Origin of the sequence: Candidatus Nitrospira allomarina, assembly GCF_032050975.1 — a bacterium.
GTDB classification, from domain to species: Bacteria; Nitrospirota; Nitrospiria; order Nitrospirales; family UBA8639; genus Nitrospira_E; species Nitrospira_E allomarina.
This window is the reverse complement of record NZ_CP116967.1, coordinates 1,063,157-1,087,919: the sequence shown is the minus strand read 5'-3', so window position 1 is coordinate 1,087,919 and position 24,763 is coordinate 1,063,157. Positions and strand designations below refer to the sequence as shown.

At 51.0% G+C, this 24,763-nt stretch carries 27 protein-coding genes; 11 read left to right on the top strand and 16 right to left on the bottom strand.

All coding sequences use genetic code 11. The features are described 5' to 3' along the window. Position 1: 1 nt before the first annotated feature. From PP769_RS04720 to PP769_RS04685, 8 genes are all read right to left on the bottom strand, one after another. A complete protein-coding gene (locus PP769_RS04720; RefSeq protein WP_312645737.1) occupies positions 2–376 on the bottom strand; it encodes a TIGR04282 family arsenosugar biosynthesis glycosyltransferase in 375 nt (124 codons plus the stop codon). Further along, positions 300–776: a TIGR04282 family arsenosugar biosynthesis glycosyltransferase gene (locus PP769_RS04715; RefSeq protein ID WP_312647073.1), complete on the bottom strand. Its 477-nt coding sequence runs from the start codon at positions 774–776 to the stop codon at positions 300–302. The genes PP769_RS04720 and PP769_RS04715 overlap by 77 nt, the downstream gene beginning before the upstream one ends. Then, a complete protein-coding gene (locus PP769_RS04710; RefSeq protein ID WP_312645736.1) occupies positions 760–1,458 on the bottom strand; it encodes a TIGR04283 family arsenosugar biosynthesis glycosyltransferase in 699 nt (232 codons plus the stop codon). Before PP769_RS04710 ends, PP769_RS04715 begins: the two co-directional genes overlap by 17 nt. Positions 1,459–1,513: 55 nt before the next feature. After that, positions 1,514–1,945 (bottom strand): hypothetical protein, encoded by a 432-nt coding sequence (locus PP769_RS04705; protein ID WP_312645735.1) that lies wholly within the window; start codon positions 1,943–1,945, stop codon positions 1,514–1,516. A gap of 2 nt (positions 1,946–1,947) precedes the next feature. Further along, on the bottom strand, positions 1,948–3,108 hold the full coding sequence (locus PP769_RS04700) for a 2'-deoxycytidine 5'-triphosphate deaminase (RefSeq protein WP_312645734.1): 1,161 nt from the start codon (positions 3,106–3,108) through the stop codon (positions 1,948–1,950). After that, the gene (locus PP769_RS04695) at positions 3,108–4,232 is read right to left on the bottom strand and encodes a KamA family radical SAM protein (protein WP_312645732.1); all 1,125 of its coding nucleotides are present in this window, start codon (positions 4,230–4,232) and stop codon (positions 3,108–3,110) included. Before PP769_RS04695 ends, PP769_RS04700 begins: the two co-directional genes overlap by 1 nt. A gap of 3 nt (positions 4,233–4,235) precedes the next feature. Then, positions 4,236–4,547 carry a glutathione S-transferase N-terminal domain-containing protein gene (locus PP769_RS04690; RefSeq protein WP_312645730.1) on the bottom strand — a complete coding sequence of 104 codons (312 nt, stop codon included), beginning with the start codon at positions 4,545–4,547 and terminating at the stop codon, positions 4,236–4,238. A gap of 68 nt (positions 4,548–4,615) precedes the next feature. Continuing rightward, entirely contained in the window at positions 4,616–6,112 is a 1,497-nt protein-coding gene (locus PP769_RS04685; RefSeq protein WP_312645728.1) for a hypothetical protein, read from the bottom strand. Between the two features lie 199 nt (positions 6,113–6,311). Here PP769_RS04685 and PP769_RS04680 point away from each other — a divergent pair, with 199 nt between their 5' ends. The 6 genes from PP769_RS04680 to PP769_RS04655 all read left to right on the top strand — a co-directional run bounded on the left by PP769_RS04680 (position 6,312) and on the right by PP769_RS04655 (position 11,704). Continuing rightward, the gene (locus PP769_RS04680; protein ID WP_312645726.1) at positions 6,312–6,935 is read left to right on the top strand and encodes a YkgJ family cysteine cluster protein; all 624 of its coding nucleotides are present in this window, start codon (positions 6,312–6,314) and stop codon (positions 6,933–6,935) included. A 55-nt stretch (positions 6,936–6,990) separates the two neighbouring features. Next, positions 6,991–7,947, top strand: a complete 957-nt coding sequence (locus PP769_RS04675; RefSeq protein ID WP_312645724.1) for a DUF2156 domain-containing protein — start codon at positions 6,991–6,993, stop codon at positions 7,945–7,947. 387 nt (positions 7,948–8,334) lie between these two features. Next, positions 8,335–9,147, top strand: a complete 813-nt coding sequence (locus PP769_RS04670) for a CbbQ/NirQ/NorQ/GpvN family protein (protein WP_312645722.1) — start codon at positions 8,335–8,337, stop codon at positions 9,145–9,147. Between the two features lie 398 nt (positions 9,148–9,545). After that, positions 9,546–9,884, top strand: coding sequence for a pentapeptide repeat-containing protein (locus tag PP769_RS04665; protein WP_312645720.1), 339 nt, complete (start codon positions 9,546–9,548; stop codon positions 9,882–9,884). A gap of 171 nt (positions 9,885–10,055) precedes the next feature. Further along, positions 10,056–10,934: an HAD family hydrolase gene (locus PP769_RS04660; RefSeq protein WP_312645719.1), complete on the top strand. Its 879-nt coding sequence runs from the start codon at positions 10,056–10,058 to the stop codon at positions 10,932–10,934. 134 nt (positions 10,935–11,068) lie between these two features. Then, positions 11,069–11,704: a hypothetical protein gene (locus PP769_RS04655; RefSeq protein ID WP_312645717.1), complete on the top strand. Its 636-nt coding sequence runs from the start codon at positions 11,069–11,071 to the stop codon at positions 11,702–11,704. A 177-nt stretch (positions 11,705–11,881) separates the two neighbouring features. On the opposite strand, the gene PP769_RS04650 is transcribed toward PP769_RS04655, so the two are convergent. The 6 genes from PP769_RS04650 to PP769_RS04625 form a co-directional block, all read right to left on the bottom strand. Further along, the gene (locus tag PP769_RS04650) at positions 11,882–13,513 is read right to left on the bottom strand and encodes a B12-binding domain-containing radical SAM protein (protein WP_312645715.1); all 1,632 of its coding nucleotides are present in this window, start codon (positions 13,511–13,513) and stop codon (positions 11,882–11,884) included. Positions 13,514–13,517: 4 nt separating this feature from the next. Beyond that, on the bottom strand, positions 13,518–14,267 hold the full coding sequence (gene mpqE, locus PP769_RS04645) for a methyl-plastoquinone biosynthesis methyltransferase MpqE (protein ID WP_312645712.1): 750 nt from the start codon (positions 14,265–14,267) through the stop codon (positions 13,518–13,520). A 124-nt stretch (positions 14,268–14,391) separates the two neighbouring features. After that, positions 14,392–14,811 (bottom strand): hypothetical protein, encoded by a 420-nt coding sequence (locus tag PP769_RS04640; protein WP_312645710.1) that lies wholly within the window; start codon positions 14,809–14,811, stop codon positions 14,392–14,394. Between the two features lie 98 nt (positions 14,812–14,909). Further along, the gene (gene ricT, locus PP769_RS04635; protein ID WP_312645707.1) at positions 14,910–15,635 is read right to left on the bottom strand and encodes a regulatory iron-sulfur-containing complex subunit RicT; all 726 of its coding nucleotides are present in this window, start codon (positions 15,633–15,635) and stop codon (positions 14,910–14,912) included. Between the two features lie 136 nt (positions 15,636–15,771). Further along, positions 15,772–17,391 (bottom strand): MBL fold metallo-hydrolase, encoded by a 1,620-nt coding sequence (locus tag PP769_RS04630; RefSeq protein ID WP_312645705.1) that lies wholly within the window; start codon positions 17,389–17,391, stop codon positions 15,772–15,774. Positions 17,392–17,463: 72 nt separating this feature from the next. Beyond that, on the bottom strand, positions 17,464–17,943 hold the full coding sequence (locus tag PP769_RS04625; RefSeq protein WP_312645703.1) for a VOC family protein: 480 nt from the start codon (positions 17,941–17,943) through the stop codon (positions 17,464–17,466). 328 nt (positions 17,944–18,271) lie between these two features. On the opposite strand from PP769_RS04625, the gene PP769_RS04620 reads away from it, so the two are divergent. Together PP769_RS04620 and PP769_RS04615 are read left to right on the top strand one after the other, a co-directional pair. Continuing rightward, positions 18,272–19,123: a formylglycine-generating enzyme family protein gene (locus PP769_RS04620; protein WP_312645701.1), complete on the top strand. Its 852-nt coding sequence runs from the start codon at positions 18,272–18,274 to the stop codon at positions 19,121–19,123. A gap of 28 nt (positions 19,124–19,151) precedes the next feature. Then, positions 19,152–20,036 carry a uroporphyrinogen-III synthase gene (locus tag PP769_RS04615; protein WP_312645699.1) on the top strand — a complete coding sequence of 295 codons (885 nt, stop codon included), beginning with the start codon at positions 19,152–19,154 and terminating at the stop codon, positions 20,034–20,036. Between the two features lie 562 nt (positions 20,037–20,598). Here PP769_RS04615 and PP769_RS04610 read toward each other — a convergent pair. Next, positions 20,599–20,856 (bottom strand): methyltransferase family protein, encoded by a 258-nt coding sequence (locus PP769_RS04610; RefSeq protein ID WP_312645697.1) that lies wholly within the window; start codon positions 20,854–20,856, stop codon positions 20,599–20,601. Between the two features lie 260 nt (positions 20,857–21,116). Here PP769_RS04610 and PP769_RS04605 point away from each other — a divergent pair, with 260 nt between their 5' ends. From PP769_RS04605 to PP769_RS04595, 3 genes are all read left to right on the top strand, one after another. Continuing rightward, positions 21,117–22,289, top strand: coding sequence for a DUF2914 domain-containing protein (locus tag PP769_RS04605; protein WP_312645695.1), 1,173 nt, complete (start codon positions 21,117–21,119; stop codon positions 22,287–22,289). Between the two features lie 331 nt (positions 22,290–22,620). Next, a complete protein-coding gene (locus PP769_RS04600) occupies positions 22,621–22,863 on the top strand; it encodes a hypothetical protein (protein WP_312645693.1) in 243 nt (80 codons plus the stop codon). A gap of 251 nt (positions 22,864–23,114) precedes the next feature. Continuing rightward, positions 23,115–24,038, top strand: a complete 924-nt coding sequence (locus PP769_RS04595) for a peptidoglycan-binding domain-containing protein (protein WP_312645691.1) — start codon at positions 23,115–23,117, stop codon at positions 24,036–24,038. 147 nt (positions 24,039–24,185) lie between these two features. On the opposite strand, the gene PP769_RS04590 is transcribed toward PP769_RS04595, so the two are convergent. Beyond that, positions 24,186–24,698 (bottom strand): hypothetical protein, encoded by a 513-nt coding sequence (locus tag PP769_RS04590; protein ID WP_312645689.1) that lies wholly within the window; start codon positions 24,696–24,698, stop codon positions 24,186–24,188. Positions 24,699–24,763: the final 65 nt, after the last annotated feature.

The following is a 24,763-nucleotide window of genomic DNA, read 5'->3' as shown; positions in this document are numbered from 1 at the left end:
CTTATTCGCGGTTGGTCAATCGCTTGGCCAACTCCTGCAACACATTTTTGGTGCGAGAAGAAAACATCTGATTCTGCCGATCTTTCGAATCCCGGATACACATGTGAAGATCCTCCACCGTATCAAGATCACGAAGTTTCGGTAGGGTTTTTAACGATAGGCCCAGCATTTTTACCTTCTGCTCTGTAATGGCATATACCTGCTCCGTGGACCACGGTATGTTCTCAAACAGTTCCGGGACGGGAGTGCGCAGCCCGATTAAATAATACCCGCCATCCATGGTGGGACCTAACACGACATCATGATCGTGAAGACTGTCTAGTGCCGTTATAAGGAGTGGACCGTTTATGCCGGGAATGTCCGTTCCAATGACCACAACCGAACGATATGGGGGAACCGAGCGCTTGTTTGAATGCTGATGCCATGCGAGTTCCCAGATCGTCCCCTATTTGATCCCAGACCGGAATCTTGAATCGAGCCTCCATGGCCCGAAAGAAGGGATGATGGGGAGAGGGCGTTCCGGCCAGGATGCGATCATAGCCCCTGAGAGATTGGCATCGCTCCAGAATATCTAAGACGAGACTTCCGTGGAGACTGGCTGCTTCATCAGGCGTGAGAGGAGGACACAGGCGGGTTTTGACTTGACCGGCAACCGGTGCCTTCGCAAATACAATAATCGCCGATGTCGCAGGCGGGAGAGATCGGCGTCTCCCACCCTGGCTCTGGTGCGAAGGACGTGATCGACGTACAGCTGGGTCTTTACCGGACGGTGTCATAATATTGCTGAAGGCGGCGCGGATCCCATCCTAGCCAATACCACGCGCGAAGCGTCCACATGCGCACGATTGTGCGGAGAGGGCCCTGCTGTTCCCACCGTCGAAACGACGTGATGACCTTCGCTCGCAGAGTCGCGATCGTGCCAACTCGCTTCAACCGGCGGCTGAATTCAATATCTTCCATAAGAGGAATATTCGCAAACCCCCCCAACTTTTCAAACACGGAACGTCGCACAAACATGGTTTGATCGCCAGTGAAAATCCCCGACCAGCGTGACCGCAGATTCATGAGCCGGCTCACCATCCATGCATAACCAGTGTCCCGTGGAAATCGTACATCAAACCGGCCACCGACACACTGCCGATCATCCATGGCGGCTGCTATCATTTGCCTGGCATTGTCTGGCAATTGGGTGTCAGCATGCAAAAATACCAAAATTTCGGAGTTGGCCAAAGCTGCCCCGGCGTTCATTTGGGAAGCCCGCCCACATGGACCGGAAATGATCCGATAGCGGGAGTCGGATATCGATTCCAACATCTTTCTGGCCACATCCACCGTACCATCCCGGCTTCCTCCATCTACCACAATAATTTCCTCAAACCCCAGCGGAATCAAGACGGGCAACAAAGCTGGCAAAACCTTCTGTTCATTCAAGACCGGAATGATCACGGCGATGCCCATGAAAAACCTAATGGTTGACGCACGATTGGAAAGACTAAGAATTAAGAACGTTGGGCTACGAGCCGGCGGGTTTCTTGGGATTTTTGAACATAAAAAACACGACGACCCCGATGGTGCCCCAGTAAATCAGATACTTATGCCAAAATAACACTTCCCCAAAATGCATAAATGCCATCGCGCAAAGCAGAGACACCGCCATCACCGTATAACGGACAGTGAGGTTGTCCACGGAGGAATAGGCCCACATGGCCATTCCTGAAAAATAAATAATCATGGGGAAGATGCTGATTTCGGCACCGGTACTGGCGGACAGAAAAACCTGCAAAAACCCGATAAAGACCATGGCGGACCCCACCATACGCATGGCCACCTGCATCTGCAGGTTTTCTTGATCCTCCGGGTCCTCATCCCTGACTGGTGGACGGGGAGGTACTGGCTTTGGGGCAACAGGGTCGGTCGACTGAGGTTGTTCGGTTTCTGTACTCATGGTTACCACTTAAAATGTTTGCTGAGTGTAAGCCCCTGCTGGTAATAGGAAGACCCTAACGCCGATCCATATAACTGCGTGGGAATATCCCGCATCTTCTCGTAAACGACCTTAAAAAACGTCTGTCCATCATGAATACGGAAAGGCACGTCGTGAGGACGGACCTCCAAGACCACCTGGGTGCCTTTCCGGCTGCGGTTGGCATAGCCAAACCCAGGATCGAAAAACCCCGCATAATGGGTACGCAATTCCCCGCAGGCGGCTTCATACGCTACCATTTCCGATGAATAGCCAGGTGGAACCTGGATTCGTTCCTTGGATGCCAGGATATAGAACTCTTCCGGCTCCAACAGCATGGTAGCGGTGGCATTGCGTTTTAGCGGTTCCCAAAAATCGGAGGCCGCATAATGGCCAACCAGACTGAGATCAATCACATGACTGTTCTTTTTTGCCCGGTACCCCACAATCGCCTCGGAATGTTCATTCGATCCTTGCAAATCGACACTTAAAAATAGACCGTTGTTTACCCGGAGTTCCTTGGCCGATAAGGCCAGATCCATTTTCCCGGAATCTCCATTGTGATACAGCAACGGGGTCTTGCGATGAACAGCTCGCAACCCTGAATCCGAGACCATGGGTTTGCCGGACATTAATCGTAATTGGTTGAGAGCCAACCCGGCCTGCACACGTATGGTAAACGACCTGGGCACAATTTCCAAAAATAACGGGCCTTCATACCCGGAGCGAATTTCATCAAAGCCCATATGGAGATCAGTCACCACGCGGGTAAAAATATCCAATCTCCCCGTGGAACTTTTTGGATTAGTTCGACCGCGGATATCTTTGGGCAGCTTCACCCTTTCCATCAAGGGCACGAGGTAGACATGGCCCTTTTCAAGAATTGCGCCATTGGTCAGATCCATATCGTACATCACCATATCGGACCGGTAGAGGTCCTCAATGGTAAACTGGGACTGCTGATCTGAGGGTTCTGGCAGAAAACTGCTCAGGAGACGGTAGGCCTTCGTTCCCAGACGTAAATCGAGACTGGCCGGTTGAATTTGCCGGGAGGTGATGGGCACATCGGCCCGGATCACCTTCTGACGAACCAGCGCACGAAGGTGTTGAAAGGACAGAATGCCGGTCTTCCTAGAATCGACCATTAATAGTCATCCATGGCGCCGGCACCGCACATATCCTGGGATGCAGGGGCGCCGACCATGGGGAGTTCACGCCCGTTTCCCGATGATGGCTGAGGATAATGATAGGTTTTATTTTCATAATTTTTTAATACGGCCCCGTTCTCATCCAAATTCAATAAATAATCGTTAGGCAATAGCGGGATCTTTCCGCCACCTCCGGGCGCATCAATGACAAAGTGGGGAACGGCCATGCCACTCGTATGCCCCTGAAGAGATTGAATTATTTTCAACCCCGTTTCTACCGGAGTCCGAAAATGATTCGTCCCCTTGGTGAGATCGGCTTGATACAGGTAATAGGGTTTTACCCTGGCCAACAACAGTTGATGCATCAGCCGTTTCATGATTTCCGGGTCATCATTGACGCCTTTCAGCAAAACGGTTTGGGCACCCAAGGGCACCCCGGCATCCGCCAATCGACCGCAAGCCTCCTTGACCTCCGGCGTCAACTCATCCGGATGGTTGAAATGCAAATTCATATAAATTGGATGGAAGCGCTTAACGATCTCACACAATTCTGGAGTAATGCGTTGAGGGAGAGTACCTGGCACTCGGGTCCCAAACCGAATCAATTCTAAATGCGGGATGGACCGAAGGCCTTTCAGAATTCTCTCAATGAGACGATCAGGCAATAACAACGGGTCACCGCCAGAAAGAATAACATCCCGCACTTCAGTATGCTCTCTAAGATACGCCACCGCTCGATCCAGCTCACCCTTTTTGAGAAACCCCGGTTTCCCCACCAGTCGCTTTCTCGTGCAAAACCGGCAATAGATTGGACACTGGTTGGTCACCATCAACAGTACGCGATCAGGATATCGGTGGACCAAATGAGGAACCGGGCTGTCCGTATCTTCTTCCAACGGATCGTCCGGGGCATCAATATCATCCAATTCGATGGCCTCGGGAACTACCTGCTTCCAGATCGCATCCCCTTTACTTTTAATCGTGGCCAGCACGGTCGGAGTAATTCGCATTGGATAGGGCCCGACGACGGCTTCCACCTCTTTGGGATCGACCCCCAGATACTTGGCTAAATCCTTGGGTTTGGTGATACTTGCGGCGAGGACCTTTTTCCAATCATCCATAGCTTAATGATTCCTTTCATCAAGGTTGCTGGAGGGTGGCTTGGTGGTTTCCCCGGAGGGAGTTCCATGGTCTTCGTAGTCGTCCAGATATGCCAGGATATCGGATGTCTCCGTCAACACCGTTTCTCCATGAACCAACACCGGGACATAATTCTGTCCCGAGACTTCATACAAATTTTTCCGGAAAGGTCGGACATCGGGCACAATTTCATCTTCGTAGGACAGACCCAACTCAGCCAACCTCTCGCGGACGACCTGGCATTCCGGGCACCATTCCGTGTGATACAGTTTCATGCGGTTAAGAGTATCAGACATGTCAACTAGGGGTCTTCCCCATGAGATGAAAAATACATTAGGACCAAAAGAACCAGGCGTTTTGGGCCTTATGAGCTGGGGTGACTAGCCATAATGGAACAAGGAGCCATGACCGCATCCCGCATTCCATGAATAATTTTTTTATCTTTGGGACACACCGTCGCCAGGACACCGCCCAACCGGGCCTGTCCCTCATCCACGAAATAATACGGAGATAAGCGCGCCCGTCCTTCCATACTGACGACATCACCGGAATGGCTGTCGTAATATTCAACCACAACCAGTCGCCCTTTGTGAAATGTTTGAAGAATCGAAGGGCTCGTCTCAAATTGATCCAGAGCCTGGGACACGACCTCTTTCCATTGGACTTGCGACATATCATGCCCGATCGAAACGCCCCGGCTTCCCCAAGCCTGGTCGGAAAATCCTGACACTTTGATGACATACTGACGTTCTTTTTGGGTAGCTTCTCCCAACCACTGCCAATCCGACACCGCACGATTTCCATGGCGTAAGCCGGGAATCACCGCAGAAGGCGGAAGGGGTCTGGGATCCAAAATCCAGGTCTCGGGAATGATGGCACGAAGACAGTCATATGTGTCGGATTTCAATTCGTGCTCCCAAAATTTCTCCAGCATCGGATGGTGGAACAACGCTAAGGCCAGCTTTTCCTCCATCCAGGGCTTATAGGGTGGGGTGACCACAATCCGGCCTTTTTTGGCACTGTAGGCAATCAATTCCCCTTTTGGAATATTTTTCAAATCGAACAATTCGTAGAACCGGTAAATCACAGAAAGAGACTGCTCCTGTCCCTCATGGTGAATGAAAAGACCCTCTTCCGTAAATCGAATATCACGGGGATGCCCGCAATAGGCCTCCCAACCTTCCTGCCGGAGTTGGGTCACCACCCATTGCATTTCCGCGCGATAGGCTTCAGCTTCATCCGAGACCACGATGGCCACTCGCGGAGGCTGCCCGTGCAACACCCCTCGTAACATACGGGAAAACCCTTGAACCAACCCGTCGGACTGCGGCCACACGGGAAAGCCCTGCTGGGCATACATCCGACTTAGACTGGCGGTTAAGCCAATCCCTCCAGGGACGGAATCAAGTTCCGTCAGGGCCATGCCGGCGTTGGTGGGAATAAGATCGGGACGAATGACACCGGGAAGTTGATTTTTGAATCGATTCATTCGTGCAAGGGCCAGAAGATCCTCCGGCTTTCCGATATCCAGGTATTCATGAACCCACGCAGGTTGCAGACCTTTCAGGCTTTCAAGATATAACCGGTTCAACGCCTGGTAGAACACCAACAAATGTTGCCCTAATGCTTCAAAAAATTTGGCTTCCTCGGTGGAAAGCGAAAAGGGTCCGCATGCCACTCGCCAATGATTATCTTGCCCGTTCACAAATAATCCGTCCTTGAGCAGCCTGTCCCGATACAGAGGATAGGGGCTGTCAGATGTTGACGGACTCAATGGCAAAATAGGGCCGGACTGTTCTACGTGGGAAGAAATAACCGATCCTGGGTTAATCGTGGAAGACGGGTGTAACGGACCAGGCACCCTGATGTCCTTCACTCGTCGATCAAAAGAGGTTGGACCTGCCCGAAAAACTTCAATTCGAGTCTTACATGAAAAGCTTGGACCTTGATGACGGCCCTTTTGCTAGAATAAGGGAGATCGTAGCACGCTCTCTTGAAACCAGACAAGGCACGCACCCGAAGGAAATGGCGGGCCGAGTCGCCATGAAAGTTATACGCTTATGCCTCAGGCCATCCCCGTCATTCCTGGTCCACAGCTCGTCCCCTCCGCCGTCTGTTTTCGATGCGACGTGTGCTGCCGTTTCCCCGAACAAGACAGTATCCTCAGACCGTACTTTACGGAAGATGAAATTCGACAGGCCGTCACGCACGGCATCTCTCCCTCTTCCTTTCCTGATCATCGGGGGAGTCAGATTGAAGTCGTCCGACATCCCAAGGAGGAAGGATTTCTCTGCCCGGCATTTGATCCCGTCACACAACACTGTGGCATTTATGAAATTCGTCCTCTGGATTGCCAATTGTATCCCTTCGCGCTCATGTGGAATGCACAACACGAGAAAGTCGTACTTGGTTGGGATACGTTGTGCCCGTTTCTTCTTGAGCAAGCCGGGGAAGAAAACCCTCTCAGAAGAGCTGGGCAAAAACCTTCGGCATTGATCCTTCCAAAGGCATTCATGGAACAGGCCCAAAGAATTGCGAACTATCTGGAATCCGATCACGTTCTAAATTCCCTTGCCGTTCATCCTCGATTAGTGACTCCGTTTCAACAGGACGTCGTCGTGTTGCATACCCTCGACCGCCTGACCGCGACTCTCCGATCTTCCAATACACACGACAAGCGGTGACGGCCACGGATTGGCTCTTTTCCCATAGATCCTCCATCCCGTATAACTATCTTTCATGTCCATTCATCTCAGTCCATTGACCATCAAGGATCAGGCTCGTCTGAACCAGGCCCTAGCCTCAACAGGTATCGGGGGAAAAACTTCCTTGAGCACCTGGTCATTTCCACCGCATTATATCTGGAAAGATCTATTTACCTTTTCCTGGACGGACATTGACGGATGGCTGTGCCTCTTCGCGGAATATCCCGATGGGATATTTATGCCTCTGCCTCCCGTGGGGCCTTATTCATCCCTCGGATCCTCTTTCTGCAGCCCTCTCAAAAACGTGCTGAATCAAGTGACCGAGTATATGGAGACCCGGAATCGTGGATCCAGCGTGACGCGAATTGAAAACATTCCCGCTGATTTAAAAGAAGAAATTCAACAATGGGGATACACCCTCCTGCCAAAGGACTTCGATTACCTCTATTGCACTGCCGATCTCATCCAACTGAAAGGAAATCCCTACAAATCCCAACGCGCCGCGTGCAATCGATTTATTCGCGGGCACCGCATCCGGATTGCCCCGTACCAGATCACCGATCGTGATGAGTGCTTCGCCCTTTTTCACCGTTGGACCCATCAAAAGGAAGATATTCCTGTTTCCCGATTAGGACCCAACGAGAATGTGGCTCGCCTGATGCTTCGTGATGCCGCCAATGCCCATCGAGTGACACTCCAGGAGTATCGTGAACTCGGCCTCACCGGGCGAATTGTCCGTGTGGATGGAGCTGTCAAAGCGTATACGTTCGGGTTCCCCCGCTCCCCGGAGGTGTTTTGCGTCTTGCTGGAGGTGGCAGATCGATCAGTTTACGGTTTAGCTCAGTATCTTTTCCGTGAATTCTGTCGCGAGGTTCAGGCATATCCATTGGTGAATACCATGGATGATTCAGGGCTACCGAGTTTAGCAAGGACAAAACTGGCCTATCACCCCTGTCAGTTAGTGCCTAACTACATTGCCCAGCCCTTATGAGTGATCAGGATCCCCTCAGGAGAAGGTTGAATCTGTCCGCTGGCGGCATGGTCGTCCCTTGGTCATGCTCACCTATCCACCTGTATGCTCCGCTTGACAACTAGCGGTTACGTCTAGTGGACGTCGCAAGCAAAGTGCAGTCTTCCCTTCTGCATGGTTCAGGGCGGGACTGAATGGACGCTTTGATCTCTCCTTTCTAGCTCTCGTTAGCTTCGTCATAAAATGATCATGAGAGGAACCGGTGAAAATTTTGAATTATTCAACAGTCTCCCATGGAAATGCATCGATCGCACATGCAGGTTGTCCTCCCTGAAATGACACCCGTATAATGCTCTCTTAGCCGTCCATGTGTTTCGCTGTTTCATTCCTAGATGTGGGTTAAATGTTATGAAGGGTCTTGAATTTGGTATTGAACAATTCCGGGTCACCGAGGAGCCGTTCTATCAAGAGGTGAACGGGGAAATCGATCTGTTCACTGTCGGTGCCAAAAACAAAATACCAGTGATGTTGAAAGGCCCTACTGGATGCGGAAAAACCCGGTTTGTCCAGCATATGGCTCATCGACTCAATCGGCCGCTGATTACCGTCGCCTGTCATGAAGATCTGACCGCCTCCGATTTGATCGGACGCTACCTCTTGAAGGGGGAAGAAACCGTATGGGTGGATGGCCCGCTCACCCTGGGAGTCAAGCACGGTGCCCTTGTCTATCTGGATGAAGTGGTCGAGGCCCGAAAAGATACCACCGTGCTGATCCATCCCTTGAGTGATGACCGACGGTTTTTACCCATTGAGAAAAAAGGGCAGATGATTCAGGCCGTGGATGATTTTTTGCTGGTGATCTCTTATAACCCCGGGTACCAAAGTGTCTTAAAAGAATTAAAGCAAAGCACCAAGCAGCGTTTCATGGCCATTGAGTTTGGTTATCCTCCCAAAGATATCGAGACCAGGATCGTGGAGCATGAAGCAAAGATTTCCAGGGACGTGGCCATTCGGTTAGTCAAATTGGGTGAAAAGGTACGAAATCTCCGGAACCATGGCCTGGAAGAAGGTGTCAGTACCCGGCTGTTGATTTACGCGGGGACCTTGATGCAACAAGGGGTGGCCCCCGACCGGGCCTGCGATGCCGCCATTACCCGCCCGATTACGGACGACACCGACATGCAACGCAGCATTCAGGAACTCGTCAAGGCAATTTTTTAATCCGAACTGCCAACACGAGACAATCCATGCCTGCGGACGGGACGGGACGCTCAAAAAAAATATAAAGTGCGTGTCCCAGGCTTTAGAAGTTTAAAAAAAATCCTTCTGATAAGACCGCCCAATTGGATCTCTTTTTAACAAGAATCCAGGAACTTCTAATCGACTGTCAAGCTATCCCCGACTAAATTCGCGATTACCAGGAATCCGCTGTTTGTCTGGGAATAGGTATCCTTTCTATTTCCTGACCTGACTTAATTCGACCGGGTTAAAGTGCTACCGGCGTTCGAGGAAAAATGGCCTTAAGGTGCTTCATTCAAGGTTTCGATCAACCGATACGGTTAATGGATTACCGAGACAAACCATCCTCAGATGACCCCGAGAGAACCAGAGATCACGGTATGAAGCCTAAACTGACCAACAACCCCATGTATACCCTGCTTCGAGACGGGAAAATTACTGAATTCAATGCCCGGTTTAAGTCCGGTGAGAAACCTGATCTAAGTAATTGCGATTTCCGGAATGTGGATCTGCGCGGCATTGAAGCGGCAGGCATGGATTTCCGGGGAAGTTATTTCCGGCAGGCCGATCTTCGAGGAGTAGATCTTTCCCAATGCAATTTAGAAGGGGCCAGCATTCACGGCACCAAGATCTCCGGCACGCTTTTTCCCAAAGAACTCAGTGCTCCGGAAATTCTTCTTTCGAACCAGCAGGGCACGCGTATGCGCTATGGCGTATAACAGTTCGTCCTTGGTCTGATCCGTCTTTCACGCAGCATCATTTCTTCTTCGACAGCATCCCACAAACGAAAAAGGCCTCCAGGGCTTTCTTTCCTCGCCCAGGCTCATTCGTTGACACCTTTCGCTCCTCAACTTACACTGCTTTTCCCAAGAATCGGTCAGGGAAGCCTCATGAATCAACCCCAGAACATTATCGCTATCGTCTATGACTTCGATCATACGTTGAGTCCGCATTACATGCAGGATCACACGATTCTGCGGCACGCTGAACTTGACCCGTCCACATTTTGGAAAAGCTGTACCGCCCTGATCGAAGCCCGGGATTATGATCAGGAGTTGGCCTATATGAAACGAATGCTGGAAGAACCCTGCATCCGGACGCTTTCCAATCAGGACCTCCGTGGCATGGGCAACCAATTGTCCTTTTTCCCAGGGGTCCCCTCATTTTTTGAAGAACTCAATGGGATCTTAAAAAAACCCAAATACGAGGAAGTGCCCATCCGCTTGGAACATTATGTTGTCAGCTCCGGACTCAAGGCTATTTTGGAAGGAAGCGTGGTCGCCAGCCAGGTCCGCGCCATTTTCGGCTGTGAGTTCGACGAGGAAGACGGGCACATCAGCTTCCCCAAACGCACCATCAGTCATACGCAGAAAACCCAATTCCTGTTTCGGGTCAACAAAGGACTGACGGATTTAAAAGAGGATGTGAACGACCATATGCCTGAGGAAAGCCGCCGGGTGCCGTTCCGACAAATGATCTATGTAGGCGATGGACCGACAGACGTCCCCTGCTTTACCGTCATGAAAAGAAATGGCGGATTCGCCTTGGCGGTCTATAATCCGGAGGATCAGACCCGTCGGTCATTCGAAAAATGTTATCAGCTTACCTTCCACGCGGACCGGGTCCATTTCATGGCGCCCGCGGATTACCGGCCTGGAAGCCATCTCCGTCTCATTCTGGAAAAACACATTGCCGAGGTTGCCGATAGAATTGTCGATAGTCGCCGGCAAGGGATTGAAGGTTCCCGTGTGCCTGCTCCTCTCCCATAATCGTTCTTTCCAATTTTTAACATTCTTTCCTTCCCGGTCGTTATTGCCGCCCGATTGCGCAACACTTGTGGCTCAAGTATTGTAAAATGAGATAAAGATTAGACAGAGAAGGCCTTCCCACCAGGAGGTGGACCATGCACATTGTCGAAAGTATTTTTATGAAATTGTTTCGTAAGGTTGTCGGCGTTTCCTGTTTTTTTCGCACTGCGACGGCCCTTGTTCTTATTGGCCTGTTCAGCAGCATCTGTTGGGCGGACGATCCGTTTGGTAACTCGACCCTGGCACCCAATAAAGACGACATGATCAAAGATATGGCGTTTGACCAGGTCAATTGGAAACGCCCGCAAGGTGTCTTTACGTGGATTACCATGGCGACGGGATACGACACACCTTGGGATTCCCTTGGACGGCCAGGATGGATGACTACGGGGGATGCGTATGTTGAGCCCGTTAACCCGGGCGTTTCGGAATTCCCATTAGACACGCAGATGTTTTACATTGTCTTCGAGGCGCAACCCTTAGACGCCCCTGGTCAATTCGCAGCTGCATGGTTTCGAATGAAGGATGGGCAAGTGACGTCGAATACGCCAGTCGGAAAAGACGTGATCGAACTGGAAATGAATCAGCGATCCGGATACTTTCTTATTTCAAAGCCGCCAGAGGGATGGGAACCGGGGAAGTATCAGGTCAAGATTTTTTATGGTTCTCCGGGCCAAGCGTTGCATGCCGTTAACGTTATCGGCACCATGGAATTTACAATCAAAGGGTAAACCCTAAACCTCCGGAACGTTTAAACGTGTTACGTGGGTATTCATTTGATAGGGAATACCTCCTTCCTCCGTTTGTAACAGACTGGTTTCCACACAAAATCACCCATGAAGATGGGGGATCTAGCCTAATCTTTCTGCAGGTTTGTTGGTTTCGCGCTCCATAAATTTACAGAAAAATCAACGCGAGGGATTGGGTTCGGGGGCAGGAGAAAGCGGCTGGGAATCGGATGGGCGGCGGGAACGAAGAATTTCTTCCAGGGTGAGCAGGGCATCACGCCCGGAATTGGTTTCAAATCCTTTCGATAGGCTTGTGTCAGCATAGGTGTGTCCCTGTTGCTGCGTGGCACTCTGGCTCAAGCTGCCAGACCAGGGACGGGGATCTTTCGAACCATGCTTCCGACCCCAGGCCGCCAGGCAAGCCTTGGCAATGATCTTATTAAGCGGCGCCGGATTGTACAGCATCTTTTTGATGTTCCAGGGCGTCAAACTGAGCGGGTTGTAGCCCTTCGATAAATACCCTTCCGACAATAATCGTTGCTCCAAATCCGTATTGGGCTGGATTCCTAGGAAAAACATCAAGGGAAACACCCGGTCTTCTCCCAATATCGAGGCCACTATTTTGTAGGACTCGATACTTTGGAGAAGCGTCTCTTCTGTTTCGTCCGGGGAATTCAAGGAATAATTGAGAATGACCCGCCCGTTGAATCCCGCTTCCTTTAGATATCGGCATCCGTCATACAAATGTTCAAGCTTGAAGCCCATATGCATGCTGTTCAGGACCTTTTGCGAGCCTGCAGTGATCGCGACCTCTAAATCTCCCACTCCGGATTGCACCATCAGTTTGGCCAACGTTGGATTAATCAGGGAGGTCCGGACGTATCCCGACCATTCAATATGTAATTGTTGAGAGATGATCCGTTCCAGGATTTCCGTACATTGGGGGTAGGCATCCTTGCCGGTGATGAACTGCGCGTCGGTAAACCAAAACCGTCTGGCTCCCCATTGATGGTAATACTGAGCAATGTCCTTCACCACATTTTCCGCCGGGCGATAGCGCACCCGTTTGCCTTCAATATAGGGATAGAGACAAAAAGCACAATCATACGGGCAGCCGCGTTTGCTCTGCACGCCGATACATTCGCCGATATATTCACGGTATTGTGGAAAGATTGACGTGAGATAAGGAATATCCACGGAGAGCGCATCTAACAGGGCCGGCGTATTTTTGGTGCCCTTGGTGACCCTTCCCTGCTCTTTGATAATGAACCGTTCTTCACCAAGAGGCTCGCCGTTCAGGACTTTGAGAATCGCGTCCTCCCCTTCTCCCAGAATACCAATGATGCCTTCCGGCAATTTTTCAATAAGCTGATCCGCAAAGGCCGTGAACGCTCCGCCGCCGATCATCATTCCGATTGAGGGAAATTCTTTCTGAATCAGCCAGGGATACGAAAGGTTATTCCGGATATCCGTGTAATAGCGATACAGATTCTGCAGGCCTTGGAAGGAGGCCACCACTCGCTTCAGGGGATTGCTCGCGTAATAAAAATTAAACGCATGCTCGAGCGAGGCATCGCCTTCATGCGGAGAAAAAATCTGGATATCCCGCCATGAGAAACACACCAATTCCGGCTGAAAAGCCTTGGTCACTTCCCGTAATTGTGCTTGACGTTGATCCGGAGGAAATAAGGAGAGATCCAGAATCTGCTGACGCACATCCGGCCGGCGCCGGTGGATGAAGTCAGCCAGGTAGGTAATCCCGGTGGGATAAACCTTTTTACAGGGGAGAAAGACGTAGAGGACAGAGTTCATCGTGCTATTTCACCGCCACATGAATGGCGACAATTCCACCGGTCAGATTGTGATAGTCCACTGATTGAAACCCGGCTTCCTTCAGTAATTGGGCGAGCCGTTTTTGGTCCGGGAAATTGCGTATTGACGCCGGTAGATATTCATACACCCCCGTACCATCGCGAGCCACCTTGGTGCCGATCCAGGGGAGCAAATGAAAGGAGTACCAGTCGTAAAGCTTTCGCAGGCCGGCTGAAACCGGACGGGAAAATTCCAGGCACACAAAGCGACCCCCCGGTTGCAATACCCGGCAGATTTCCAAAAGCGCTTGGGGAAGATTTCCGACGTTGCGAATACAAAATCCGGCCGTCACCGTATCAAATGTGGCAGACGGAAAGGTGAGATGCTCGGCATTCATCTGCAAACAGGTAATACGGTTGGCCAAGCTCTGGGACCGGACTTTATCCTGGCCCACACGCAACATGGCTAAATTCAAATCCGCTGCGATAATTTGGCTCGTATAGTGGAGATGTTGATCCACTAAGATTGCAAGGTCGCAGGTTCCCGCACCCAAATCCAACGCTCGTGTCCCAGGGATGTCAGGTATGTAGGAAATCGCCTTGCGCTTCCAGGAATGGTGCAGGCCAAAACTCAGAAGAGAATTATTCAGGTCATAAAATTTGGCAATGGCCGTGAACATTCGCTGGACGGCCTGCTCCCGAGCCGGACCGGTCCATGTGGACGCCGCTTTGCCAGGGATGTCAATTTTATTCATGACAGGAACCATTCCAAGGACCTAGCACCCGATCTTAAGTCTTGTCAAGAATTCAACCCTTCAGAAAACTGGAGGGAACAATCAAAGCCTGCCAACACATTGCGGGGAAAAACCGGAAAGGGAATTAAATAAATAGGGTGGTTTCCGCACCGGAGCAGGCAGAAATAATTGCAGGCAAGCCCATTACTTCATCGACCCCTTGAGTGACCGCCTTGGCATCGACTCCCATATACTCAAGTCCCGCACTACAGGCGACTAATTTGAACTGGCCGACCTGACGGGCTTCCTCAAACATGTCCGAAATGAGCGGAACTTTGCGTTCACGGATCAACCGGGCCACTTCGGGAGCTTGGGCGGCATATTCCGGAGGAAAATCCAATTCATTTAACCGCCCTTCCGCCAACTTTTTGATGGTCCAGAACAACAGCACCACCATCACATCTTTCCCCATCGCGGAAGCCGTTAATCCCAGCGTGGCCACTTGATGGAGCTTATCGTAGGTCGCATTATGTGCATAAATGACAAATCGTGGCTTACCCCCCATGGCGCGTCATTTCTCCACTTATGACGGAAACCACCCCAGCTTGCGGATGTGCCTCAGCAGCCCCTAACTCACAACCAACGTTTTTGAATGCCATAGTATTACCGTCTTGTGGGACGAATTAAAGGCTGTGGTTTGCGTCGAGTGAGGGTCCAATTCTCTTCCTCATATAACAAACAGCATTTCATCCGACCACAGACCCCGATCCGATGGCTATCCATGCCATTCATGGGTGCGTCAGCCCGACCGCGAGGGTAGACGGGCTTAAAATCGGTTAAAAAGCTGGAGCAACAGAGCACCAATCCGCAGGTATCGACGCCACTCAGTCGAGCGGCTTCCTCCCGGCTTGAAATCTGGCGCATCTCAATTCGGCATCCAAATCGCCTGGCCAGATCTTTGACCAGTTGGCGAAAATCAATCCGATCATCGGCCGTATAGGTGAAGGTAAGTGATCGCTGGGCAAATGAACCAAACACTTCCACTAACGTCATGCCGAGCCCCAATTCGGCAATTCGTTCCTGGCAAAACTCCTCACCCTCTTGGGCCAAACGCAGCTGGCGCACAATCTGGCGTTCATCTTCTTCAGTGGCTTTTCGAATAATCTGCCGCATCACCCGCATCGGCGGGGTAAACGGGAGGAATTGAGGAGGGAGATAGACTTTGCCAAAGGTATGGTCGTTGTCTAAATCCAACAAGACCCAATCACCGACTTTCACGGTATGATCATCGGTCCGGGTTTTTTTTACCTCTCCCAGATCCCGTACTTTGACACCAACCACTGCAACTTCTTCTATATATTCTTTTTCGTCTTCAGAATCCTGCACCATGAATCGTGGCCTCCCTTTGCTACCAAGGAATACTGTAGGCGTGAAGATCAATCATACCGGACTTACTGGAAGAGGCCAAGCAGGAATTCTGGTGGCTCAAACCTGGGTACCATACCCCGTTCCCGACTCACACCGGCTATCGATGTTTTCGCAGAAAGGGAGGAGGGGCATGATCCAACTGGTATAAACCGATTGGTGTCAGTTGATCCGCCAGATGAGACACCAGGGTTTCCCCGTTGGGGCCGGCTCCAAACACATCAAACGCCTGGCCGAAATGATAGCGACAGCCAAACGGTTCCAGTTCCTGCTTAAGACTTTCAGGAGGATCCCAATTCGCGGTGAGCAAGGCCGTACGGGCCGGGTTACGCCCACTGAACATAAAGGATAAATGATCGGGGTACCAATCCGCACCCCCTGTCGCATAGGAGACAAAGAGTTTGGCTTGAGCCGTTCGACACAACTCGGCTAAATAGGCATTGGTCAAAAAGCCGTTTTCTCCCACCTCCAACCAGGTTCCCGGAGGAGAGAGACAGGCATATGCCGCATAACTCCGGACTTCTTTGAGTTGTTGTTGCGAGGCAAAAACCAAGGGAATCGGACCGTACTTTGACACGAGATTGGCCATGACCTTGCCTTGCAAAGCCGAGCGGCCATCATTGGTCGGCCCGCTATCGGCATGCACCAGCGTGTTCCGCCCCCGGTCCGCCACCAAATAACAATTTCGTGGAAGTTCCACATCACATGGATCTTCACCGAAAAACGGTACGGATATTACCTGGGCGTCCCCTATACGCCAGCTTTCCCCATGAGCCAGCTCTCTGACCTGCGAAAAGCCTAACTCTCTCAGAAGGGACAGATAATCAAAATGCAACGCTTTCCGGTTGCGTCGACTCGGCACAAAGATCGGCACATCTTTAGGCAAATGGTACAAAGTGCGAGGATCGACATGGTCGTCATGGTCGTGAGTGAGAAAAATTCCAGCCGGGCGCGGAAGCAGGTTTGCCCACAGGGACGGAACAGGCGACTCCGCAAACCATGGCATGAGCCAGGGATCAAACCATAAAAAATTATCCTGGTGGCGATACATCAAAGCCGCATGTCCCAGGTGCACCACATCTTGATCCCGCGTGACTTTACGCCAATGTGCTTCAAGGGAGGTGTTAGGAGCGATGGCCAGACAATCATGGTCTTTCAATAAGGTAAAGAGCTGCGCCAATTGCCGTTCAAGATCTCGCCCGCCGGCCTGGGCCACGGCTTGAATCTCCCCCATCGAATGCCGGCCAGTGAGAAAACCAAGGAAATGCCCTACATTCGGCCCGATTGGCCGCTCAAACCCGAACGGGATCGCTTGCCGGGTGACGGAGTTAAAAATCCGCAACCCTCCATACGTCATCTTGGCCGAAGCTGTGGAATTTTTGGGATAGTCCCAGTGAAAGGTCCCATCGGATTTCCGTCCGCACTGAATATGCCGTTGTAGGGCAGGACGAGATTGCACTACTTCCGCATAGGCGTCCTCCAAACGACGGGGTATTTGAGGGTCATCTACGGAGGCACGTTGGGCCATGATGTCGCTGATGGCGGTCTCGATACCGCTCATCATGATCTCATGCACCTGATGAAGACTACTGACGACTTCCGGTTCCACCCCGCCCAAAAACGGGAAAGGTCCTGGCGGTTCGGTGCTCTCCAATTGAACCCAGACCCACGGGTTCAGTCCAACATGCTGCGTGGGATCAATGGTCGTCCAAGGATTCATGGCAAGATGAGAGGGAGAGAGAACTGTCTCGTATACTGCGAAGGGAAGGAACCGCGAGGGTTCGACCCTGTTCTATCGCAATTGGATTGAGGGTTCAAACAACACCTGAATGGTATTCTGATCCGGATCAGAAAGATAAAACGAATAACTGCCGTCGCGATGTTGCTTCAAGGGTTTCACAATCGTATGGCCCTGTGTTGTGGCTTCCGAAAATAGCGCGTCCACACTTGCCGGAGAATCCATTAAAAACCCCAGATGATCCAACGGGTGAACCTTGGAGAGGTTTAATTGACTCAACTCTTCAGAAGTCACTTGATGCAGTGCGAGATTATCATAGCCCGTACTCAGGTAGACATTCCCGGGATCTGGCTGCCACACAACTTTCATATCAAAAAGTCCTTCATAAAACCGCTGGGATGCCTGAACATCCCGCACCCGTAAGGCCAAATGGCGAAGTCCGAGGGTTTTTCTTTTTTCCTGCATCTCAATTCCGTCAAATGGATGAAGAGTGAGACCATATCGCCCACGAGTATTTTTGGAGAAAGGCATCATACCCAGGACCCCGGGAGGGAGCAAGTTGCCGAACAAACGTCAAGAATTCTAAGGTCTGTTGAAAATCGCACCTTTATCTGTTTTTTTCTAAAATCCCACCTGTCGATCCAACGGTTCACGATGACAACAGGTGGAATGGTCAACGGCTTCTTCTGGCGAGGCCAAAGCGGACCCTGTCGAATCTCAGTGTGGCCATATGGTTCAACTTTCCCTCCCAAACCTTTGACCTATCATTCATGATCAACCGGAATTATGGTATTTTAGTAATCGAATCATTTAAAAATTGTGGGATTGCCAGAAAAAACTGGAGGAAAAAATGGTAGGAAGGATGTGGAATCGAGGGGTAGGGTGTGTTGGGATATGGACGGGCCTACTACTCATCGCTGCAGTTTCCAGCACGGTTAGCGCTTCTGAGCCTCCGCAGGAAATTGTGGGAAAAGACGGCGCCCCGATGGTCTTGATTCCTGAAGGAGTCTTTCCCATGGGTGTGCCCAAGGCGGCCCGGGATGGGGGACTTGACGAACGGCCGAATCATGACGTGTTTGTAAGTAGTTTTTATATGGATAAGTACGAACTCACCAATGGGCGGTATCTTCAATTCGTAACTGAAACCGGACACCGGACTCCCCAACATCCCACGGATCAAAAGAAAGGACTGTGGAAAGGAAACATGATGCCCGAGTCGATCACCGACCTTCCAGTCATCAACGTGGACTGGAAGGATGCGGAAGCCTATTGCCACTGGGCCGGGAAACGCCTTCCTACCGAAGCCGAGTGGGAAAAAGCAGCAAAAGGACCCAACGACTGGCGTTTTCCTTGGGGTGACGTCGAACCCACGCTGGAACATTTGAACTTCAATCAATCGTGGCGGGGAGAGGCCACGTTAACCCAGGTGGGTATTTATGAAAAAGGCAAAAGCCCCTATGGCATCTATGATGTGGCGGGTAATGTCTGGGAATGGGTGGCCGACTGGTACGAAGCAGACTATTATGCCAAAAGCCCTGCCCGGAATCCCCCAGGACCCGAAACCGGCCAATATAAAGTATTGCGGAGTTCAGGCTGGCAGGGGGAAACCCCACAGGTACGAATTTTTACGAGGATCAAAAGTCTTCCAACGGACCGGAATAATTCCACTGGATTTCGATGCGCCCAGGATGTGCCTGCTCCATCAGGCCAATAAATTTTTCACCCCTCTGTAAGGTACCACCATGAGCGGTGAACAACTCAATGTCGGCTTTCAGGGACTCCGGGTGGGGGCTCTTGAAAGCCGGATGGCCACGGAAATGGAACGGCTGATTATCCGGCACGGAGGTGTGCCTAATGTCGCCCCGTCGATGAGGGAACTCCCACTATCGGACAATCCTCAAGGGCTGGAATGTGGCGATGCCTTGTTGGCAGGTCAGGTCGACCTACTGGTTCTACTCACCGGTGTAGGATTTCGGACTCTGCTGGATGTTGTACAAACCCGGCATACTCGCGAGGCGATCATTGCCGCCTTGCGCAACACGGTGCTCGTCGTGCGGGGTCCCAAACCAGCCCTGGTATTAAAAGAGCTTGGCCTTCAGCCGAACATTCTGGTCCCTGAACCCAATACCTGGAAAGATACTCTCGTCGCTCTTGATGCATCCTACCCGGATGGGCTCCAGGGCTTCCGGATCGCGGTGCAGGAATATGGAGTCAGTAACCCGAAATTTCTAGAAGGCCTGAGGGAACGGGGAGCGAAAGTCCGACCGGTACCGGTCTATCGGTGGACCTTACCTGAGGATCTGGGACCCTTGAAACATCTGCTTCAGGAAGTCATGGATGGGGGCATACCGGTTTTGTTGGTCACCAACGCCATTCAAGTGGAACATCTCGTTAAGGTGTTGGAAAAGGATGAGAAGATTAACCTTTTTAGAAAAGCGCTTCACCGCATGATGGTCGCCTCTATTGGCCATCTGGCAAGCGAACGGTTACGTCACTATGGCTTCCCCGTCGACCTCGAACCTTCCCACCCCAAAATGGGGATCCTGGTCAAAGAGGCCTCCCAAGCCGCTCACACCATTCTGACCACGAAGAATCCCCCGCCAATGAGGGATAATTCCTCGCCCTAATCCTCAGCGAACACCTCAAACCCTCACTTTCCATCGCTATCATTGTTCGAATGCCTGCTCGGGTGTATTGAGATGTCTGGGTATAGCAGCGCGACGATCTATAGTGATTCCAATGAATTTCCAAAGTCTTATTTGTCTGTATGCCCCTCCTTCCCGTTGACTGACGACTGCCGTTCGGTTCTCGGGTCTGATGCTCTCATGAGCAGGCGGGCTTTGTTTAAGCGTAGCGAGTTAGGCCGCCCTCCTAAGGCCCGCGTCCGCCCCACCTTAATGAGCCCGGACGGGGAGTCACTGGTTATGGGTCCTTTTGCCTCCACAACAAAAACCGCGCTCTTCGAGACGCATCAGACAAAACCTTGGCTGCCGGGCCGAACCCCGGCAACGCTTATACGTGCTCATCATCCCAGTGAGGAGAATGATGGGCTCAAACATGTCGTAAAATATTTTAAAAGATAAAAAGTGGAATGATACGCCACTCCACGTCACATCAAACCAGTCTTAAACCTCTCTTCGATCACAAACTTGATCGGCTTTATCCCACAAAAGGGAGGAGGGGCTTGGCTTAACCCCGGTAAGTTTCCTTTTCAGGGAATCGTTTCATCAGAAGAGGCTCTTCGTACAGGAGTTTGACCGAAAAGGTCATCACCAATCCCACCCATAACAGAATACTGTAGGGAAGCGGACTTCCCAGAGTCCAAGCCAGGGTCACCAACAAGACGCTGGTATATATGGGGTGCCCGATCCAGCGGGAAGGGCCAAGGACAATGAGTGTCCCCTGGCCGGGAAATTCCGGAAAGACCCTCACTTGTCGCAGCCCCATGGCCTGCAACGCCCAGAGGCCAAACACCCGCCACCAGCAAGTATGGCTTGAAGGCTCCAGCCTGGAGGCCACAGTGGCCCGGTGAAGGGGATCAACCCGATAAGGAAAAATTGGATTCCGGCCAGCGTCAGAAAAAGAGCGGAAGGCGATGCATTCCCATTGGCTTAATTCATAAACAGCTAATACAAGCTTCCGAAGCGTTTCGCCCCCCCTTTAAGAAATTCCATCAATCTTCCGAGGATTTTGAAGGAAGAGGTACAATGAATCTCACGACTCACAAATTGACTTCGACGTATACTGCGTCCCTCACGGGGACATTGGCCCAGACAATGATGCAGTGGCACTCGACATTCCTCAAACCCATTCTCCCGGCCGTCTTTTTTTTCGCCGGCGTGACCTATGATACCCTCACGTTAACACGCATCGATCGATTGCTGGATAATCTGATTATCCTCCTCTACATCACGCTCCTGGGCACTCTCATCATCCTCACCGGACGATTTCAACTGGGACTAATCCCCTCAACACCGGACATACCTGGCTGGAATGTCCTGAGCCTGATGCATCGGGCCCGTCCGCATTTTGGCAAGGCCATGCAATTTCTATTAGGTGGGCTGTTCAGTGCCTATGCCATCCTTTATTCCCAAAGTGCCTCATGGTCCACCTCCGCCATCTTTTTAGGAATCATTGTCGGGCTGCTCATCGCCAATGAATTTCTTTCCAAACGATATTCCAGTCTCAAAATGCTGGTGGGTCTCTTTGCGATCGTCACCTTAAGCTTTATGACCTTTTTCCTCCCTGTCCTGACGGGCTGGATGAATGCCGCGGTTTTTTTAACCGGTGCCCTCATCACCATAGCCATCGTATGGGAAACCGTCCGCCTCACCGTCCGCGGCATTCCCAACCTTCCTATCAGGGCCTCCTTGAGCATTTGTTTTCCGGCTTTTGCTCTGGTGGGTCTGTGCACCACGTTATATTTTTTAAATTGGATTCCTCCCATTCCCCTCTCCCTCAAATCCGGAGGAATCTATCATCACATCGAAAAACAACAGAATGAATACCTGCTCACCTATGAAGATGGTCCCTGGTACGCTGTGTGGAAACGGTCCGATGACCGTGTCGGAACGGACACACCCGTCTATAGCTTTTCATCCGTGTTTGCTCCGATCACCTTGCATACCACCATCTATCACCACTGGGAATGGAGACCACTCACCAAGTCGGCTGAATTCATCACCACAGATCGCATTCCCATTTCCATCACCGGAGGAAGAGAACATGGCTATCGCATGTACACCATGAAACAACGGATCCAGCCTGGGGAATGGCGGGTGAATGTGGAGACGGAAGACGGGCGACTCATCGGACGTATGGCGTTCTCAGCCGAAGCAAATTATTCGCCCTCCCAAGAGCTGACGACCATCACACAGTGAAAATTTTTCCTTCTTTCCTCGTGCATGTTTATGAGGTTATGTTTCGTCACGCCGACATGATTTCTGACAGACGTATTGCGTCGGGTCCATCACGACAAAAAAAATTAAAAAATTCCTGGAATTAATTGCTTAGACGTTGTAGTATAGATTCAATATCATCATGCACAACTATCGAAACACTTCTTGCTTACATCATTCCCTCTTCAATTTCGCTCCCGAACATCGCTTGGCATTACAGAACGATAGCGCCGATAAATTTTTCGCGTGACGTCCTACACTAATAACGGGCTCAAGGGTTCCTATTATTCACAGACTCACTGCTATCGTAGGAGTGAGCTATCACTGCGACTTCGACGTCGCATCTCATTTGAAAGGGGGTGAGTGTTTTGGCCACAAAGAAGAAAGCACCAGCCAAGAAAAAGGCTCCAGCCAAGAAAAAAGCTCCAGCCAAGAAAAAGGCTCCAGCCAAGAAAAAGGCTCCAGCCAAGAAAAAAGCTGCCACGAAGAAACGGTAATTTTCCCAGTGTGCGGACAAAACGCCGGATGGGGTATGCTCCATCCGGCGTTTTCGTAGGGTCAATCTGTTCTGCCGTCAATCAGAACAGGGGTCCTCTTAACGAGTCTTTTGTCGGTCTCCCTCATCTCCACTCGTTCCATCATTACTCCATCTCCTCTTTTTGCGGATCACAGCTCACCTCTCAATGAACGAGCAGGCTGCAGCTCTTGACTCCACGAACTCCACCTGGAATGATCCTGATCTCCACAGGTAGAGAATGAACACCAAACAGATGTTCTGCTTTTTAGGTTTTTAGAAGGGAATGTGATATGTCGCAACACACCGGTAATTTAGTCGGATTGATGGCTCTGTATGTATTCGTGGGTATCGGGACAGTACTCTTTTCCAATGGCTCCGGCTTTGCCTCGGGCGAAGAGCTGAACACACCCCACTCCCCAAAAAAATCTTCTGAATCTTCATCGGCCCCATCCCCTCAATCGGCAGAAACGGACGCTGCAAAAAAGTCGTTAGACAAGAAGGGTCAGGAAGAATTGGAGGCGTTACGGAAAAAACCGGATGAATTTCGTACGTTGATGACCGGAGTGCAGATTTTTCTCGGACGCTTTGGATATGGAGTCGGACCCTATACAGGAATTCTCGACCAAACTACTAAACAGGCCTTGAAAGCCTATCAGAAACATTCGGGGCTCTCTCAAACCGGGGACCTCGACTTTCCCACACTGAAACATCTCACCGAAGATGATCGCCTTTTAAATCGTGTGGTCCCATTCCTTCCCCCACAGACCTTTCAAGATCAGGAATGGGGACAATGGGTGGAAGTCCAGGGTTCCTGGATGCTCAAGGAAGGCAATACCGACGAGGTCCTGCAAACCTCGCGCGTCACCTGTATGAAAGAATTTAAACGATGTATCGACTCGACCGCATTCCTCGTCAATGCGAATGTGCCCCAACTCAAAGTACATACTCATGTTTATGATATACAGGAATGGGATGACGCCAACATCGTGTCGGCACCCTATGACGGGGAAGCCTGTGCCGTGAGTATTTTACGGATCTCACGGAATCCCCCGCTTGTCACTCGTTTTCTTTCTTTACAAAACAATCCAGGACCGTGCGCCAAGGTACAAGCCGAAGACCGACAATACGTTTTGGAAGATGGTCCCAAAATCTACCAGATTCTCCGGATGCAAAAGGCTGAGGCCATTCAACAAATCCTGCAAGTCACCAAGTAACCCGCTGTCATCTTGGGGCAATCGTGATCCTCATGGGAATAGGACATGGGATTTGAGGGAATCCAGGGTCAAATAGACCCGATATCCCGTGTCCTCAGAAATCACCCTCATGAAGAACCTCCTCACCGGATTGGAGGAAGGCCCTGGTTAGCCTTTGCCCCTAAATGCCCAGGAAAAGTACAGTCCAGCTACGGCAATCGTAAAGAGTTGAATGTTTTGGAGGATAGGGCTTCGTTGGGCCCCCTCCGAGGGGGGAGAGGTAATAAAGTGAAATCCTAAAAATTCGGGCGCCTGTTCCGGTGGTGTTTGCCAAGGAGGGAATAAGACCGCCAGGATGAGAAGGCCCACCATAATATAGAGAATACGAAGGTTGAGTGGCTCCTGCTTGGAATCCTTCACCGGCTTTCGATCCACCCGACTCCCGCATTTTGGACAGAACCGTCCCTGGCGAGGGAGATCATAGCCACAAGAAGGACACGACTTGGTTTCGCTCACACAGCACCTGGTTTCTGTTAAGATGATGTATGTCTCATGAGTATTGGATTTCTCTATCTTGCCCAATTTCCATCGATTCGTCCAGGCAGGTTCCGCAAAATAATTTGACTCACTTCCCACGTCATTTTTATAATTTCTCAATAGATCACGATTCAATCCCAACATCGACCCTCATTCGTTCCCTCAAACTGGTGCACGTTTCTCTCCCCATACATCGCTTTGCCCCTTTG